General features: G+C 64.1%; 17 protein-coding genes. 11 read left to right on the top strand and 6 right to left on the bottom strand.

Translation table 11 applies throughout. The features are described from left to right. Positions 1-34 precede the first annotated feature (34 nt). The 7 genes from HHL25_RS10815 (at position 35) to glyS (ending at position 8,060) form a co-directional block, all read left to right on the top strand. The gene (locus tag HHL25_RS10815; protein ID WP_169590212.1) at positions 35-271 is read left to right on the top strand and encodes an AbrB/MazE/SpoVT family DNA-binding domain-containing protein; all 237 of its coding nucleotides are present in this window, start codon (positions 35-37) and stop codon (positions 269-271) included. Continuing rightward, on the top strand, positions 268-666 hold the full coding sequence (locus HHL25_RS10810) for a PIN domain-containing protein (protein ID WP_169590209.1): 399 nt from the start codon (positions 268-270) through the stop codon (positions 664-666). The genes HHL25_RS10815 and HHL25_RS10810 overlap by 4 nt, the downstream gene beginning before the upstream one ends. A 101-nt stretch (positions 667-767) precedes the next feature. Next, a complete protein-coding gene (locus HHL25_RS10805; protein ID WP_169590207.1) occupies positions 768-1,727 on the top strand; it encodes a glycine--tRNA ligase subunit alpha in 960 nt (319 codons plus the stop codon). Positions 1,728-1,839: 112 nt separating this feature from the next. Next, a complete protein-coding gene (locus HHL25_RS10800) occupies positions 1,840-2,391 on the top strand; it encodes a LemA family protein (RefSeq protein WP_169590205.1) in 552 nt (183 codons plus the stop codon). 34 nt (positions 2,392-2,425) lie between these two features. After that, positions 2,426-3,682 (top strand): 3-phosphoshikimate 1-carboxyvinyltransferase, encoded by a 1,257-nt coding sequence (aroA, locus tag HHL25_RS10795; RefSeq protein ID WP_169590202.1) that lies wholly within the window; start codon positions 2,426-2,428, stop codon positions 3,680-3,682. A gap of 5 nt (positions 3,683-3,687) precedes the next feature. Then, entirely contained in the window at positions 3,688-5,619 is a 1,932-nt protein-coding gene (locus tag HHL25_RS10790) for a DUF2207 domain-containing protein (protein WP_246701778.1), read from the top strand. A 227-nt stretch (positions 5,620-5,846) separates the two neighbouring features. After that, positions 5,847-8,060, top strand: a complete 2,214-nt coding sequence (gene glyS, locus HHL25_RS10785) for a glycine--tRNA ligase subunit beta (protein WP_169590199.1) — start codon at positions 5,847-5,849, stop codon at positions 8,058-8,060. 58 nt (positions 8,061-8,118) lie between these two features. Here the strand turns inward: glyS and HHL25_RS10780 are convergent, their stop codons facing one another. From HHL25_RS10780 to HHL25_RS10765, 4 genes are all read right to left on the bottom strand, one after another. Next, a complete protein-coding gene (locus HHL25_RS10780) occupies positions 8,119-8,655 on the bottom strand; it encodes an SRPBCC family protein (protein WP_169590197.1) in 537 nt (178 codons plus the stop codon). Beyond that, complete coding sequence (locus tag HHL25_RS10775; protein ID WP_169590194.1) at positions 8,652-9,020, bottom strand: ArsR/SmtB family transcription factor; 369 nt, start codon at positions 9,018-9,020, stop codon at positions 8,652-8,654. Before HHL25_RS10775 ends, HHL25_RS10780 begins: the two co-directional genes overlap by 4 nt. A gap of 163 nt (positions 9,021-9,183) precedes the next feature. After that, complete coding sequence (locus HHL25_RS10770; RefSeq protein ID WP_169590192.1) at positions 9,184-9,657, bottom strand: SRPBCC family protein; 474 nt, start codon at positions 9,655-9,657, stop codon at positions 9,184-9,186. Positions 9,658-9,678: 21 nt separating this feature from the next. Beyond that, positions 9,679-9,945: a hypothetical protein gene (locus tag HHL25_RS10765; RefSeq protein WP_169590189.1), complete on the bottom strand. Its 267-nt coding sequence runs from the start codon at positions 9,943-9,945 to the stop codon at positions 9,679-9,681. A gap of 102 nt (positions 9,946-10,047) precedes the next feature. Here HHL25_RS10765 and HHL25_RS10760 point away from each other — a divergent pair, with 102 nt between their 5' ends. From HHL25_RS10760 to HHL25_RS10745, 4 genes are read left to right on the top strand one after another with little or no spacing between them, the layout of a single operon-like run. Further along, entirely contained in the window at positions 10,048-10,545 is a 498-nt protein-coding gene (locus HHL25_RS10760) for a DUF523 domain-containing protein (protein ID WP_169590187.1), read from the top strand. A 48-nt stretch (positions 10,546-10,593) separates the two neighbouring features. Beyond that, a complete protein-coding gene (gene acuR / locus HHL25_RS10755) occupies positions 10,594-11,259 on the top strand; it encodes an acrylate utilization transcriptional regulator AcuR (protein WP_169590184.1) in 666 nt (221 codons plus the stop codon). Positions 11,260-11,274: 15 nt separating this feature from the next. Beyond that, positions 11,275-12,267 carry an acrylyl-CoA reductase (NADPH) gene (gene acuI, locus HHL25_RS10750; RefSeq protein WP_169590182.1) on the top strand — a complete coding sequence of 331 codons (993 nt, stop codon included), beginning with the start codon at positions 11,275-11,277 and terminating at the stop codon, positions 12,265-12,267. A gap of 8 nt (positions 12,268-12,275) precedes the next feature. Beyond that, entirely contained in the window at positions 12,276-12,917 is a 642-nt protein-coding gene (locus HHL25_RS10745) for a dimethylsulfonioproprionate lyase family protein (RefSeq protein WP_169590179.1), read from the top strand. A gap of 81 nt (positions 12,918-12,998) precedes the next feature. Here the strand turns inward: HHL25_RS10745 and HHL25_RS10740 are convergent, their stop codons facing one another. Together HHL25_RS10740 and HHL25_RS23505 are read right to left on the bottom strand one after the other, a co-directional pair. Continuing rightward, complete coding sequence (locus tag HHL25_RS10740) at positions 12,999-14,840, bottom strand: methyl-accepting chemotaxis protein (RefSeq protein WP_169590177.1); 1,842 nt, start codon at positions 14,838-14,840, stop codon at positions 12,999-13,001. A 349-nt stretch (positions 14,841-15,189) separates the two neighbouring features. Then, a partial coding sequence (locus HHL25_RS23505; RefSeq protein ID WP_246701777.1) for a methyl-accepting chemotaxis protein occupies positions 15,190-15,556 on the bottom strand: 367 nt, incomplete at its 5' end.

Raw genomic sequence — 15,556 nt, 5'->3', positions numbered from 1 at the left:
TATACATTCCAATGTGTATATCCTGGAGGATTCCATGCAGGTCGCAAAATGGGGCAATAGCCTCGCCATCCGCATTCCGGCAACCGTGGCCGAAGCCCTCGATCTCAAGGCGGGCGACGAGATCAGCGTTCGCGTGAGCGAGTCTCGTACGTTCGAAATCGCGCGTGACGACAGCCGGGCGCAGGCACTCGAGCGGATACGCGCCGCGAAGATACGCCTTCCCGCCGGCTGGAAGTTCGATCGAGAGGTCGCCAACGAGCGCGGCGAATGAAGTCGCCGTTCATCGACACAAATGTCCTCATCTACGCCTTAAGTGATGATCCGCGGAGTGCGAAGGCCCAGGAGAGCCTCGCACGGCCGTTTCTCTTGTCGGTGCAGGCTCTGAACGAATTCAGCAGCGTTGCCCTCCGCAAACTCGGAATGACCGTTTCCGACGTGCGTTCCGCGATCTCGGATATCTGCTTCCTTGCGGAAGACGTCTTGCCTCTGGATCGCGAGGCGCATTCCCGCGCTCTGGATATCGTCGAACGCTACGGCCTGTCCTTCTATGACAGTCTCATGCTGGCGACGGCCTGTCGGGCAGGTTGCGATATCTTTCTGTCGGAAGACATGCGGTCCGGATTGCGCATTGACGATGGCCCGCTGATCGTCAATCCTTTTGCATGATGAGGGAGTTTGGGCCGGCTGGTCACGCATGACTTGACCGTCCGCCCCCGCCGTGGCACCAGACGCAGCATCCTCGAAGACAAGTTCCGGACGCCATTCCCATGACCGAGACCAGCCTCGCCCCGCATATGGACCCCAAGCGCTCGTTCCAGGCCCTGATCCTAACGCTGCACAACTATTGGGCCGACAAGGGTTGCGCCGTTCTCCAGCCCTACGACATGGAAGTCGGGGCCGGTACCTTCCATCCGGCAACCACGCTGCGCGCGCTCGGGCCGAAGCCGTGGAAGGCGGCCTATGTCCAGCCGTCGCGCCGTCCCTCCGACGGCCGCTACGGCGAAAACCCGAACCGCCTTCAGCACTACTACCAGTATCAGGTCATCCTGAAGCCGAACCCGTCCAACCTGCAGGAGCTTTACCTCGGCTCGCTGGCGGCGATCGGCCTCGACCCGCTGCTGCATGACATCCGCTTCGTCGAGGACGACTGGGAAAGCCCGACGCTGGGCGCCTGGGGCCTTGGCTGGGAATGCTGGTGCGACGGCATGGAAGTCTCGCAGTTCACCTATTTCCAGCAGGTCTGCGGCATCGAATGCGCGCCTGTCTCCGGCGAGCTGACCTACGGCCTCGAGCGCCTCGCCATGTACGTCCAGGGCGTCGACAACGTCTACGACCTCAACTTCAACGGCCGCGAGGGCGACGAGAAGATTTCCTATGGCGAGGTCTTCCTGCAGGCCGAGCAGGAATATTCGCGCCACAATTTCGAATTCGCCAATACCGAGATGCTGCACCGCCACTTCATCGATGCGGAGAAGGAATGCCAGGCTCTCCTCGCCGCCGGAGCGCCGGGCGAGAACGACAATCAGCGCCTGCACAAGTGTGTTTTCCCGGCCTATGACCAGTGCATCAAGGCGTCCCACGTCTTCAACTTGCTCGATGCCCGCGGCGTGATTTCGGTGACCGAACGCCAGAGCTACATCCTGCGCGTCCGCACGCTCGCCAAGGCCTGCGGCGAAGCCTTCCTGCTGACCGACGCCGGCGGCGTCAACTTCGGCAAGGCCGCCTGAGGGGCGGTCTGATCCGGTGGAGCGATGTGCGCATTCTGTCATGTCGCTGCCGGATGACTTCTGCCCACCGACCGGCTAACGTGCTTCCGACATAACAGGGAGCCCGATCCGCATGTTCACTACGCTTGCCATTCTCGCCGCCGTCGCCTTGTATGCTGTCTTCGTCTACAACGGTCTGGTCAAGTCCCGCCAGATGACCGAGGAGGCTTGGTCCGGCATCGACGTCCAGCTGAAACGTCGCGCCGATCTCGTCCCGAACCTGATCGAGACGGTCAAGGGGTATGCGACCCACGAGAAGTCGACGCTGGAAGAGGTGGTCGAGTTGCGCAACAGGGCCCAGGCCGTGCCGTCGGGCGATGTGGCCGGTCGCGCCGCAGCCGAAGGCCTGCTCGGCCAGGCGCTCGGACGGGTCGTAGCACTCGCCGAGGCCTATCCGGATCTGAAGGCCAACCAGAACTTCCTCGAACTGCAGAAGTCGCTGGAAACGATCGAGGGTGAAATCCAGATGTCCCGGCGCTATTACAACGGTGCCGCCCGCGACCTCAACGTCAAGGTCGACAGCTTCCCCTCCAACCTGGTCGCCGGTCAGTTCGGTTTCTCCAAGGCCGGTTACTTCGAGATTGCCAACGACGCCGACCGCGCCGTTCCGACCGTCAAATTCTAAACGCGGACTTGCTTCGCCCGCTTCGAGACCCTGCATGAAAAACGACAGACTGACCATCCTTCCTCCGGGCCGTCCGCTTTCCGGGCGCGTCAGCCCGCCCGGCTCCAAGTCGATCACCAACCGCGCGCTGCTGCTCGCCGGCCTCGCCAGGGGCACGAGCCGCCTGACCGGGGCGCTGAAGAGCGACGACACCCGCTACATGGCGGACGCCCTGCGCGCCATGGGTGTTGCGGTCGACGAACCCGATGCCACCACCTTCGTCGTCACCGGCACCGGCAAACTGAACCCGCCGGCGGCACCGCTGTTCCTCGGCAATGCCGGAACGGCGACGCGATTCCTGACGGCGGCACTTGCGCTCGGTCACGGCCGTTATGTCGTCGATGGCGACGAGCACATGCGCAAGCGGCCGATCAGGCCGCTGGTCGAGGCGTTGCAGTCGCTCGGGGTTTCGATCGAGGCGCCGACGGGCTGCCCGCCGGTGACCATCGATGCGACCGGTGCCTTCGCCCGCAACCGGGTGGTGATCGATGCCGGCCTGTCCAGCCAGTATGTCTCGGCCCTGCAGATGGCCGCCGCCTGCGGCTCGGCGCCGTTCGAGATCGAGCTTGCCGGCGCCGACATCGGCGCGCGCGGCTACATCGACCTGACGCTCGCCGCCATGCGGGCCTTCGGCGCGAAGGTTTCGCAGCCGACGCCTGCGTCCTGGCGGATCGAGCCGACCGGTTACGTCGCGACTGATTTCCACATCGAGCCCGATGCCTCCGCCGCCACCTATCTCTGGGGTGCGGAGGTCATCACCGGCGGTTCGATCGACATCGGCACGCCATCCGCCGCCTTCACCCAGCCGGATGCCAAGGCCCATGAGGTGATCTCGGCCTTTCCGCGCATGCCGGCGGTGATCGACGGTTCGCAGATGCAGGACGCCATCCCGACGATCGCGGTTCTGGCCGCCTTCAACGAGACGCCGGTGCGGTTCGTCGGCATCGCCAATCTCCGGGTCAAGGAATGCGACCGCATCCGCGCTTTGTCGACCGGCCTCAACAACATCCGTGCCGGTCTCGCGGTGGAGGAGGGCGACGATCTGGTGGTTCATTCCGATCCCACCCTTGCAGGCCAGAGCCTTCCGGCCGAGATCGACACCTTTGCCGATCACCGCATCGCCATGAGCTTCGCGCTTGCCGGGCTGAAGATCCGCGACATCACCATCCTCGACCCCGGATGCGTCGCCAAGACCTATCCCGGTTACTGGGATGCCTTGGCCGCGCTCGGCGTGAAGTTCAGCCAGGAATAATCGCCATGAAGAAGATGTCCGGCCTGTTTGCGGCTTTCCTCGGCCTTCTGGCAATGGCGGGCCAGGCATGGGCGGCCGAGGTGATCCGCGACTATCACGCGGACATCTCGATCGCAGCCGATGCCGGCCTCGCGGTGACGGAGACCATCACGGTCCATGCCGAAGGCAACGAGATCCGCCGCGGCATCTTTCGCGACTTTCCGCTTTATGCCACCGATGCCGAGGGTCGCCGCACCGAGGTGGATTTCGATCTCGTCTCGGTCGAGCGCGACGGCGAGCCGGAGGCCTATCATACGGAGAGCATTTCGGGCGGCATCCGCATCTATGCGGGCTCCGCCGATGTCTTCCTGGCGCCGGGCGACTACACCTACACGATCACCTACACCACCGGGCGGCAGATCCGCTATTTCGACGATCACGACGAGCTCTACTGGAACGTGACGGGTAATGGCTGGCAGTTCCCCATCCTCAAGGCGTCGGCATCGGTCACGTTGCCGCCGGGTGTCGAGGCGACCAGGACCGCCTTTTATACCGGCTATCTCGGCTCGACCGCGACCGATGCAACGGTGAAGCGCACCGGAGCCGGCCTGTGGTTCGAGACGACCAAGGCGCTCGGCATCGGCAACGGCCTGACTTTCGTGGTCGGTCTGCCCAAGGGCGCGGTGGCAGCGCCGTCGAGCGAGCAGACGACAAAATGGTGGCTGCGCGACAATCTCGGCATGCTGATCGGCATCGGCGGTCTTGTGCTCGTCTTCCTCTATTACCTGCGCTCCTGGGTCACCGTCGGCCGCGATCCGGACGGCGGCGTCATCGTGCCGCGCTGGGATGCCCCCGACGGCATTTCACCGGCGCTCGTCAACTATGTCGACAACAAGGGCTTTTCCGGTGCCGGCTGGACCGCTTTTTCCGCGACGATGCTGGAATTGGCGGTCAGGGGCTATGTAGTTCTCGAGGATCTGGAAACCTCGATCGTCGTGAGGCGCACCGACAAGGCGATCAAGGAAAAGCTCCAGACCGGCGAGGCGAACCTGCTGAGTTCGATCGGCGATCCGGGCGACGAACTCAGGATCGACAAGGCGAATGGCAATCGGGTCCAGTCCGTGGGACGGCGCTTTCGTGATGCGATCGAGAAAGAGCATCGCGGCAAGTACTACCTCGCCAATACCGGCTATATCGTCGGCGGCGTGGTGCTGAGCGTGCTCTCGCTTGGCGCGCTGCTGATGTTCGGCACCTTTTCCGACGATACGGCCGGCCTGCTCTTCGCGCCGGTGGCGATCGCCATCTTCCTTGGAAGTTTCGCCGTCAGGATCGGGCGCGGCCTGCGCCGCGGTTCGCCGCTCGCCGTCCGCATCATTTCGATCGTCGGAATGGCGATCGTCGGCTTCGTGGCGGCTGCCATGGCGCTCTTCACGCTGCTGGCGATCTTCATCGACTTCTCCGAGATCCACCAGTTGCCCGTGCTGGTGGCCGCCGGCGGCATCGTCTTTGTCAATGTCCTGTTCTTCTTCCTGATGGGCGCGCCGACCCCGCTCGGCCGCAAGCTGATGGACGGCATCGAAGGCCTGCGCATCTACATGACGCTGGCCGAGAGGGACCGGATGAACATGCAAGGTTCGCCGAAGATGTCGCCGCAGCATTTCGAGACCCTGCTGCCCTATGCGGTGGCACTCGGCGTCGAGAAGCCCTGGACGGAGACCTTCGAGATCTGGCTCGCCTCGGCGGCCGCCGGCGCCGCTGCTGCAAGCTATCAGCCCGCCTGGTATCAAGGTACCCATCCGGGTGACTTCGGTGGCCGGATCGGCGGCTTCTCCACCTCGATGGCCTCGACCATCGCCTCCACCCTTCCCGAGCCCCCGAAAAGCTCGTCCTCCGGCTTTTCCTCCGGCGGCGGTTTCTCCGGCGGCGGCGGTGGCGGCGGCGGCGGTGGCGGCTGGTAGGGACGGACGCTGCTGGATGAAACGCACCTCCCCCTTGAGGGGGAGGTCGCCGCAAAGCGGCGGGTGGGGGTGATCTTTATGCTTGTCTTCGTTCTCCGCCCGATACTCCATGCCAAATTCGCGATTGTGCGAACGGGGCAAATTTTGCTAGCAGGAGCTAGCTTTTTGTTACCCCACCCCGGACCACGGTCCACCCCTCCTGCCGCAGGAGGGTGAGGAAAGAGAACATGCCTGATCTTCTGCTCGAACTCCGCTCCGAGGAAATCCCGGCCCGCATGCAGCGCAAGGCTGCCGGCGACCTGAAGAAGCTCGTCACCGATGCGCTGGTCGATGCGGGTCTGACCTATGAGGGTGCGCGCGAATACTGGACGCCGCGCCGGCTCACGCTCGACATTCGCGGGCTGTCGGCCCGTTCTGCGGACATTCGCGAAGAGAAGAAGGGGCCGAGCGTCAGCGCGCCACAGGGTGCCATCGACGGCTTCCTGCGCGGCGCGGGACTGACCTCGATCGACCAGGCAGTGATCAAGACCGATCCGAAGAAGGGCGATTTCTACATTGCCTATCTCGACAAGCCGGGCCGTGCGGCGGAAGAGATCGTCGCCGACGTGATGCCGGTCATCATCCGCACCTTCCCCTGGCCGAAGCCGATGCGCTCGGGCGCCGCATCCATGCCGAAGGGCATGACCTATGCCGGCATTGAAGGCCGTGGCCCGGAAGTGCTGCGCTGGGTTCGCCCGCTGCAGTCGATCGTCTGCACCTTCGGTACCGACCATGACGAAACCGTCGTCATTCCCTTCGAGATCGACGGCATCGTCGCCGGCAACGTGACCTATGGCCACCGCTTCCATGCGCCGGCCGCCATCACCGTCCGTCGCTTCGACGACTATGTCGCGAGCCTCGAAAAGGCCAAGGTCATCCTCGATGCCGAGCGCCGCAAGCAGATCATCGCCCAGGACGCCGCCAATCTCGCCTTCGCCAACGGCCTCGACCTCGTCGAGGACGAGGGATTGCTGGAAGAGGTCTCCGGTCTCGTCGAATATCCGCACGTGCTGCTCGGCACCTTCGAACAGGACTACCTGTCGATCCCGGCCGAGATCATCCGGCTGACCATCAAGACCAACCAGAAGTGCTTCGTGACGCGCCCGCATGGCGCGACCGAAGGCCTGTCGAACCACTTCGTTCTCATATCCAACATCGAGGCGAAGGATGGCGGCAAGGAAATCATCCACGGCAACGGCAAGGTCGTGCGCGCCCGTCTCTCGGACGCAAAACATTTCTGGACTCGCGACCAGGGTGACCTGCCGGATCTGGATACTCTAAAGGCTTCCGCTGAAAAGTTCGGCCTCGATCTGAAAAAGCCGCTCGACCAGCGCATGGCCAAGCTCGATGCGCTCAACGTCACCTTCCATGCCAAGCTGGGCACGCAAGGCGAGCGCGTTGCGCGCATCCGCGCGCTGGCGAAGGAACTGGCACCGGTTGTCGGCGCTGACGAGAAGCTCGTCGATCGCGCCGTGGTGCTCGCCAAGGCCGATCTGCGCACCGAGGCTGTCGGCGAGTTCCCGGAACTGCAGGGCCTGATGGGCCGCCGCTATGCGGCTCTCCAGGGCGAAGACGCCTCCGTTGCCGCGGCGATCGAGGATCACTGGAAGCCGAACGGCCCATCCGACCGTCTGCCGGAAGACAAGGTCGGCCTGACGGTGGCGCTCGCTGACAAGCTGGATACGCTGACCGGCTTCTGGGCCATCGACGAAAAGCCGACCGGCTCCAAGGACCCCTATGCTCTGCGCCGCGCGGCGCTGGGTGTGGTGCGGATGATCTTGGAGAAGGGGATCCGCCTCCCACTTTCCGAGTTGCTTCAGAGTGGAATGATGTTGAATGCCGAGAACCCGGCAGGGCTCAGTGGATCTTACTTGGCCGCGGTTCCCGACCTCGTCTCCTTCTTCCACGACCGCCTGAAAGTCTATCTGCGCGACCAGGGTGCCCGGCATGACCTGATCGATGCCGTGCTGACGCCTGAGGCCGACGACCTCCTGATGGTCGCCCGCCGGGTCGAGGCGTTGACTGCCTTCATCACCTCGGAAGACGGCATCAACCTGCTCGCCGGCACCAAGCGCGCAACGCAGCTGCTCGCCGCTGAGGAGAAGAAGGGCACCGTCGTCGCCGACGGCGTCTCGGATGCGCTCTTCAAGCTCGATGCCGAGCGCAACCTCTTCGCCGCCGTCACCGAAGCGACCAAGGCTGCCGCCGACGCCGTGGCCGGGGAGGATTTCCGCTCCGCCATGCAGGCCCTGTCGAAGCTGCGCGCGCCGGTCGACACCTTCTTCGAGGACGTGCTGGTCAATGACGACGACGCGGCCATCCGCGCCAATCGTCTGGCGCTCCTGAAGGCGATCCGCGAGGCGACCGGAGCGGTCGCGGACTTCTCCAAGATCACTGGCTGACCCAAGAAAAAGGCCCGGTCTCGACCGGGCCTTTTCTGCATTTGGGGGCAGCTTCGCTTCACGCCGGCAGCAGTGTTTCGTATTCCGTCTTGAGGTGGGCCCAGCGTGCCCAGAAGTCGGGACGAGGTTTACCGGCGACGACGGCGGCAAGCACGTCGAGATGGGCATGCCAGCCAGCCGAGACCATCAGCAGCACGGCGCGATCGGCAACGCGGCGGTGGGTCACGGTCAGGATGACCTCGCTGCCCTTCTCGATCAGGGTGAAGGTCACCTCCGCCTGCTCGCCCCAGGTGAAGACGAGCCTGCGTGGCGGCTCGACCTCGACGATCCGGCTCTTCATGCTGTGCTCCTCACCAAAACCTTCGGGACGTGGGGTCGCCGGCCCGTCGGCAAGGCGATCGTTTCGCCACGTGAGTTCGAAGCTTTCCCCGGCGGCAAGCCGCATGTCGCCCGAGGCCAACCATTTGGCGCGCAGCTCGCTGTCCGTCAGATAGGACCAGATGCGCTCGATCGGCCCCGGCAGCACGCGCCGGATCATCAGTGTCGTCGGATCGGAAAGGGTGCCGTAGTCATTGCGGACTGCCATGTCGTTCATCGCTTTTCTCCTTCTCCCGGATCTTGGTTCTTTGCGGCGTCTTCCGCGCGGATCAGCTGTTGGAGCACGTCGAGGCGGCTCGTCCAGAATTGTTCGTACTGGCGCAGCCAGTCATGGGCGGCGGCGATCGGCGCCGGCGCGAGCCGGCAGAGATGCGTACGCCCGAGAATTTCGCGGCGGACCAGCCCTGCGGCTTCGAGCACCTTGATGTGCTTGGATGCCGCGGCGAGCGACATGTCGAAGGGCTCCGCAAGCTGGCTCACGGTCCGCTCGCCCCGGGAGAGGTCGCGCAGCATTTGCCGGCGCGTGGTGTCGCCAAGGGCGTGAAAGACGGCGTCCAGTTCTGATGAGCTATAATCAACCATGTGGTTGAATATATCGATTGGGAGGGATTAGTCAACCGTTTGGTTGAATAAATTGGCGGTGCCCCCCGCGTCCCGCGTTTTCGCCTGTGAAACCGCCGCGGGGCGTGGCGGCTCCTGCAAAGGTAGGTTCGGCCGGACAAAGGTGCCGGCCGAACCGAACGCGTCAGAGAAGCGGCAGAATACGATGCTTCCACGCCTCGATCATCGCTGGAAAGGCCGGCCCGGACATAGCCTCGATCACGGCGTTGCCGGTCGGGCTCAAGCCCGTCGATCGGTAGCGGATCTCCACCGCGGTTCCGTTCTCCTCCGGTCGGCAATGCACGTCGACAAGCACGGCGCGGACCCCGGGCGAGATCCGGCTGTAGCGTATCCGATGGTCATCTGGGTCGTGGTCTGCAACGACCCAGATCGTCATTTCTCCGTCGTGGCCGGTCGAAAAGACAGTTCCTTCGAGTGAAACTGCGATAGTCCGGTGGAAATACGCGGGCGACCAGTCGTCGACCCACAGACGTTCTCCTTCGGGCGTGAAGAAGCCGAAGCAGCGTTTCGGTGTGCCGGGAAGATGGATGGTGTGGCGTTGATCCTGATGAAAACTCTGGAACATGGTGTCCTGTCCTTTTGAAGATTGAATGTTCAAGGACCAGGATTGGCATCGGCTCTATTCTCCCCGCCGATCCGTGAGCCGGTGGCTGTGCTCGGCCGTAAGGTCGAGACCATAGATGGCGCTGAGACGGCGAATGACGTCGAGCGTCTCCTCGGAAAAAGGGTTTTTGCCTTCGAAGCTGTGCAGCAGAATTCCCTCGATGAGGTCGCCGAGGGTCATATCCTTGTGCTCGGCAAGGCCCTTGAGGACCTTGATCAGGCGCTTTTCCAGGCGGACGCCGGTCTGGATGCGTTCGACCGGAACGGATGCGGAGTGGGGCATGATAGGCTCGTTGGTATCTTGGTACATAGGTAAAAATGATAGATGCGGGTGCTGGAGTCAAGCCGCTGGCCTCGGCGCATCCGCCGGATTAGAAAGGTCGGCATGTCGCATCGTATCCTCATTAGCGCCTGCCTGCTCGGTCGTCCGGTCCGCTATGACGGCAAAGGCAAGCCCCTTCATCATCCGGCCATCGAGCGTTGGAAGGCGGAGGGGCGCCTCGTCGCTTTCTGTCCCGAACAGGCAGGCGGCCTGCCGACGCCGCGCCCGCCGGCCGAGATCGAGCAGGCGATGGACGCCGATGATGTCCTTGCCGGTCGCGCCCGCGTGATCGAAAACACCGGGGCCGACGTCACGGCCGCCTTTGTCGAGGGCGGGCGCAAGGCCGTGGAATTCGCCCGTGCCAATGGCTGCACCTTTGCGCTGCTGATCGACGGCAGCCCCTCCTGCGGATCGGGCTTCATTTACGACGGCAGTTTTTCCGGCAAGCGTCATCCGGGCGAGGGGGTGACGACCGCGCTGCTGCGGCAGGCCGGCATCGAAGTCTTCTCAGATCGGGAGGTCGAAGACCTCGAAAGCCGCCTGGTCGGGCTGCACCCCTAGGCGGAAAGGGGGCTTTATTTAATAGACGGATTGGTCTATTAAATATCCATGACATCTCCGAACGCCGTCGAAAAGCAGGCTGTTGCGACCGTGACCTTGGGCCAGCCAAGGAAGCGTGGTCGTCCGGCGCGCGATCCGGTTGATGCCGCATCAAGGCAGAAGCTGATTCGCGCCGGCCTGATCTTCCTGACCGAAAAGGGCTATTCGCCGGTCGGGATCGACGAGATCCTCGAACACGCAGGCGTGCCGAAGGGCAGCTTCTATCACTACTTCAAGGGCAAGGCCGATTTTGGCAGCCAGCTGATCTCCGCCTATCACGCGTTCTTCGCAGCCAAGCTTGACCGCTGGTTTCAGGATGAGAGCCTCACACCCCTCGATCGCCTGCGCGCCTTCGTCGCCGACGCCGAGGCAGGCATGGCCCGCCACGAGTTCCGTCGCGGCTGCCTCATCGGCAATCTCGGCCAGGAAATGGGCGCCCTGCCGGAAGCCTATCGAAGCCAGCTGACGGATGCGCTGGGCGACTGGCAGAGCCGCACCGCCGCGTGCCTGCAGGCCGCGCAGGCAGCCGGCGAAATTGCCCCGCACCACGATACGGCGGCTCTCGCCGCCTTCTTCTGGATCGGCTGGGAGGGCGCGGTCCTGCGCGCCAAGCTGGAGCGCCGCGCCGATCCCCTTTCGACCTTCGCCGAAGGCTTCTTTGCCCTACTGACCTGAAACCGGGAGACCGCCATGTTCGATGCAATCGTCATTGACAAAACCGAGGCCGGACAGACCGTCCGCCTCGTTCCGATCGCCGGGGATCAACTGCCGGAAGGCGACGTCCTGGTCGACGTCGCCTGGTCGACGCTCAACTACAAGGATGCCCTTGCCATGACCGGGGCTTCGCCGGTGGTGCGCAGTTTCCCCATGGTGCCGGGCGTCGACTTCTCCGGCGTCGTGGCCGAGAGCAGCAATCCTGCCTTCAAACCCGGTGACCGGGTCGTGCTGAATGGCTGGGGCGTCGGTGAAAAACACTGGGGTGGCCTCGCCGGCAAGGCGCGCGTCCGGGGAGAATGGCTGGTGCCGCTGCCGGAAGGCATCAGCCTGCGCCAGGCCATGGCGATCGGAACGGCCGGCTATACGGCGATGCTCTGCGTCATGGCGTTGGAGCGGCATGGCGTGATGCCGGACAGCGGCGAGGTCGTGGTGACCGGTGCAGCCGGTGGTGTCGGCAGCGTCGCCGTCGCCCTTCTGGCCGCCCTCGGCTACAACGTCAGCGCCGTGACCGGCCGTGTCGCCGAGGCGGATTACCTGACGGGGCTCGGCGCCCGCACCATCATCGACAGGGCGGAGCTCTCCCAGCCGGGCAAGCCCCTGGCCAGGGAGCGGTTCGCCGGGGCGATCGACGTGGTCGGCGGTGTGGTGCTCGCCAATGTACTGGCCGCCACGCGCTACCGCGGCACGGTTGCCGCCTGTGGCCTCGCCGGCGGCATGGATCTGCCCACCACGGTCGCCCCGTTCATCCTGCGCGGTGTGACGCTGGCGGGTGTCGACAGCGTGATGTGCCCGACCTCAGAGCGCATCGTCGCCTGGCAGCGGCTGGCGCGTGCACTCGATTTCACCAGGCTGGAGGCGATGACCGCGGAGCTGCCGCTCGAAGAGGTCATCGCCATCGCGCCGTCCTTCCTCGAGGGCAAGGTGCGCGGCCGTGTCATCGTGCCGATCAATCCGGCGCTCGGCTGAGGCGCGCGATGCGGCAACACCTCTCCGATGCACCCGATTGGCGCTATCTCGTCCGGGAATTCCACACGCTCTATCGCAACGCCCCGTGCGGCGGCAGCGAGCCGATCCGTCGCCATCTGCGGCGGGTCGTCGATACGCTTGATGCCGTGCTCGCGGAAGATCCGGAGGTCCTTCCGCGGACGCCCGAGACGCGGCCGGTCACCGCCCATCTCCCAAGAGCACTCGATCTCGGCTCCCGCAACACGATGGCGGGCTTAAGCGACGCCCTCGCAAGGGTTCGCGACGGATTGACCTGGGAATACGGCTATGCGGAAGTGCCCGCGGCTCTGGCGCCTAACTATGCCTATTGCGAGATCCTCGGACCGCAGGGGCCGGTCAGGGCCGACGGCCTGATCCTCGGCTTCGTGCTGTTCGCGCCCGACACCGTCTATCCGCAGCACAGCCATCGCGACATCGAGGAGAGCTATATCTCGGTCGCCGGTGACTGGTCGCAGAACGATTTCGGCGTCCATGCGCCGGGCTGCCTGGTCTTTAACCCGCCCGGAAACGAGCATCGCATCACAACGGGTCCTGACAATCCATGTCTGCTGGCCTGGGCTTGGATCGGCCCCGCTGAACGCCTGGCTGCGCCGGGCATGGTCTTCTCCTGATACGGGCAACGCCAAGGGCAGAAACAAGAAAGCCGCCGGGAGCGATCCCGGCGGCTTTCGTTTTGGTGGCGAATGCCCGCGTCAGCTGGCGCGGCGCATCTGCTGCGCCATGCCCTTGAGCGATGACCCGGGCTGCGCACCGGCATTGGAGACCTTGAAGCTGCGGATCAGCTCGAGCAGATCGCCGGTGTCGTTGGCGAGAACGTCGGCGGAGGCCGTCGTCTCTTCCGCCATGGCGGCATTCTGCTGCGTAGCGGTGTCCAGCTGGTTCATCGAGGACGAGATCGAGCGCAGCGTGGTGTCCTGTTCCTGGGCACTGTGCGAGATCTTGCTGACGATCTCGTTGGCGTCGGCGATCTGGTCGGAGATGCGCTTCAGCGCTTCGCCGGCTCGACCGACCAGCTGAACACCCTGTTCGACCTGCGACGAGGACCGGGCGATCTGGTCCTTGATCTCCTTGGCGGCCGCGGCCGAACGCTGGGCGAGTTCGCGAACTTCCTGGGCGACGACGGCAAAACCCTTGCCGCTTTCGCCCGCACGGGCGGCCTCGACACCGGCGTTGAGGGCCAGCAGGTTGGTCTGGAAGGCGATCTCGTCGATCACACCGATGATCTTCGAGATCTCGGCCGAGGAGTTCTCGATCCCGCTCATTGCGTCGATGGCACGGGAGACGATCTCGTCGCTCTGCCGTGCCTCGGTGGAGACGCTGCTGACGCGATTGGCCGCTTCGCGAGCACCTTCCGCCGTCTGGCGAACGGCAACGGTGAGTTCGTCGAGGGCCGCCGAGGTTTCCTCGAGGTTGGCGGCCTGGCGCTCGGTGCGCTGGGCCAGCTCGCCGGACGCGCGGCGGATCTCTTCCTTGCTCACCGCGATGTCGTTGCCCTTCAGGTTGACCCGGCCCATGGCCTCTTCCAGGCGACCGAGCGCTTCGTTGAAGTTGTGGCGGAGCTCGGCATATTTCGGGCCGAGATCGCCGCAGCGGACGGTGAGGTCGCCATGGGCGAGCTCGGCCAGCGCGGAACCGATGGTGGAGACGACGCGAGCCTGCTGGGCGGCATCGGCCTGCTGCATGTCGGCATTCTGCTGGCGCTCGGCGTCGAGCTGGTGCTGCTGCTCTTCCTGGCGGGCGGCCATGGCGTGACGCTCGCGGACCTTCTCCTGCAGCGCCTTGGTGGCTTTCGCCATCATGCCGACTTCGTTGCCCATGTCGGTGTGCGGGATGGCGATCGAGACATTCTCGTCGGCTACCGCGCCCAGTGCGCCATGAATGGCGGCAAGCGGTCGGGTGATGCCGCGGATCAAGACGGTTGCAGCGATCAGGGTGACGATCAGCACGACGGCGCCGATGCCGACCGCCTCCAGCGTCATGGCGCGGATCTGCGCCTGCAGGTCATCGATGTAGACGCCGGTTGCAAGCACGAGCTTCCACGGCTCGAATGCCTTGGCGTAGGAGCTCTTCAGATAGTCGCCTTCCGGGAAGCCCGGCTTGACGGTGCTGTAGTAGTTGACGATGCCGCCGCCCGCGCGGCCGGTCGAGACCATTTCGTCGCGATACATGTTGCCGGCAGAATCCGGCTTGCCCTTGCCGCTTTCACCGACCTTGGCCGCGACCGGGTGAATGCGCATCACGACGTCGTAGTCATAGGCGAAGATGTAGCCGTCGGCGCCGTACTTGATCGCGGAGACCTCGCGAAACGCCTGTTCCTTGGCGGCTTCGGGGGTGAGTTCGCCGGATTTTTCCCGGTCGTGATAGGACTGCATGATCGAGAGCGCGGCGTCGACCTGATAGCGCAGCATCGTGTAGCGCTCGGCGTAGATCGCATTCGTGGCGGTGTGGATCTGGTAGTAGACAAGGCCGGCCGCGGCGATGACCAGGCCGCAAACCAATAGAATCAATTGTCGCGAAATCTTGAGGTTCTTCATCTTCGATGTCTCGGGAGGAGGCTTGGGGGGAGATCGGTCAGACGCGCTCGATGATGGATCGCATGCTGGTGAACGTCGGCAGGGGCCGCGCGCATCATCGCCTTCGGCTTCGTCCCTTCGAGGCAAAGAATAGAATCGAATGGAAAACGAAATGATAAAATTTATCGACTGAAACAATTATCATACTTAACGTTGAATTTTTTAGGGATTTCTAATTGACGGGTGCGTGAATTCCTAAACTGAACATCCGGGAAATTCTCAAATTAAACTATAGGAAGAGCTATATATACTAATAGGCCGCCGGGGTCTCCCCCGGCGGCCTTTGTGTCAATTGTTGGGGCTGCCTGTCTCAGCCGGCCATGCGCATGCGCTGGGCCATTCCGCTGAGCGAGGCGGACTGGGCACCGGTGCCGGAGACGCGGAAGCCGCGGATGAGGTTCAGGAGTTCCTCGGTGTCGTTGGCCAGCGCCTCGGCGGACGCCGTGGTTTCCTCGGCCATCGCCGCATTGTGCTGGGTTGCCGCGTCGAGCTGGTTCATCGACGAGGAGATCGAGCGCAGCGTGGTGTCCTGTTCGGTCGCCGAATGAGCGATCTTGGTGACGATTTCGCTCGCCGCCTTGATCTGGTCGGAGATGCGCTTCAGGGCCTCGCCGGCTTCGCCGACCAGCTGTACGCCGTTCTGTACCTGGCCGGACGAACGCGAGATCTGGTCCTTG

The organism is Rhizobium terricola (assembly GCF_012927355.1).
Classification (GTDB): domain Bacteria; phylum Pseudomonadota; class Alphaproteobacteria; order Rhizobiales; family Rhizobiaceae; genus Allorhizobium; species Allorhizobium terricola.
Note: the sequence above shows the minus strand (reverse complement) of the source record. Positions and strands in the feature narration are given on the sequence as shown.

Coding starts and splice junctions, on each gene's coding strand:
- HHL25_RS10815 (WP_169590212.1), top strand. CDS start 35: ATGCAGGTCGCAAAATGGGGCAATAGCCTCGCCATCCGCATTCCGGCA.
- HHL25_RS10810 (WP_169590209.1), top strand. CDS start 268: ATGAAGTCGCCGTTCATCGACACAAATGTCCTCATCTACGCCTTAAGT.
- HHL25_RS10805 (WP_169590207.1), top strand. CDS start 768: ATGACCGAGACCAGCCTCGCCCCGCATATGGACCCCAAGCGCTCGTTC.
- HHL25_RS10800 (WP_169590205.1), top strand. CDS start 1,840: ATGTTCACTACGCTTGCCATTCTCGCCGCCGTCGCCTTGTATGCTGTC.
- aroA (WP_169590202.1), top strand. CDS start 2,426: ATGAAAAACGACAGACTGACCATCCTTCCTCCGGGCCGTCCGCTTTCC.
- HHL25_RS10790 (WP_246701778.1), top strand. CDS start 3,688: ATGAAGAAGATGTCCGGCCTGTTTGCGGCTTTCCTCGGCCTTCTGGCA.
- glyS (WP_169590199.1), top strand. CDS start 5,847: ATGCCTGATCTTCTGCTCGAACTCCGCTCCGAGGAAATCCCGGCCCGC.
- HHL25_RS10780 (WP_169590197.1), bottom strand. CDS start 8,655: ATGAACGACATGGCAGTCCGCAATGACTACGGCACCCTTTCCGATCCG.
- HHL25_RS10775 (WP_169590194.1), bottom strand. CDS start 9,020: ATGGTTGATTATAGCTCATCAGAACTGGACGCCGTCTTTCACGCCCTT.
- HHL25_RS10765 (WP_169590189.1), bottom strand. CDS start 9,945: ATGCCCCACTCCGCATCCGTTCCGGTCGAACGCATCCAGACCGGCGTC.
- HHL25_RS10760 (WP_169590187.1), top strand. CDS start 10,048: ATGTCGCATCGTATCCTCATTAGCGCCTGCCTGCTCGGTCGTCCGGTC.
- acuR (WP_169590184.1), top strand. CDS start 10,594: ATGACATCTCCGAACGCCGTCGAAAAGCAGGCTGTTGCGACCGTGACC.
- acuI (WP_169590182.1), top strand. CDS start 11,275: ATGTTCGATGCAATCGTCATTGACAAAACCGAGGCCGGACAGACCGTC.
- HHL25_RS10745 (WP_169590179.1), top strand. CDS start 12,276: ATGCGGCAACACCTCTCCGATGCACCCGATTGGCGCTATCTCGTCCGG.
- HHL25_RS10740 (WP_169590177.1), bottom strand. CDS start 14,840: ATGAAGAACCTCAAGATTTCGCGACAATTGATTCTATTGGTTTGCGGC.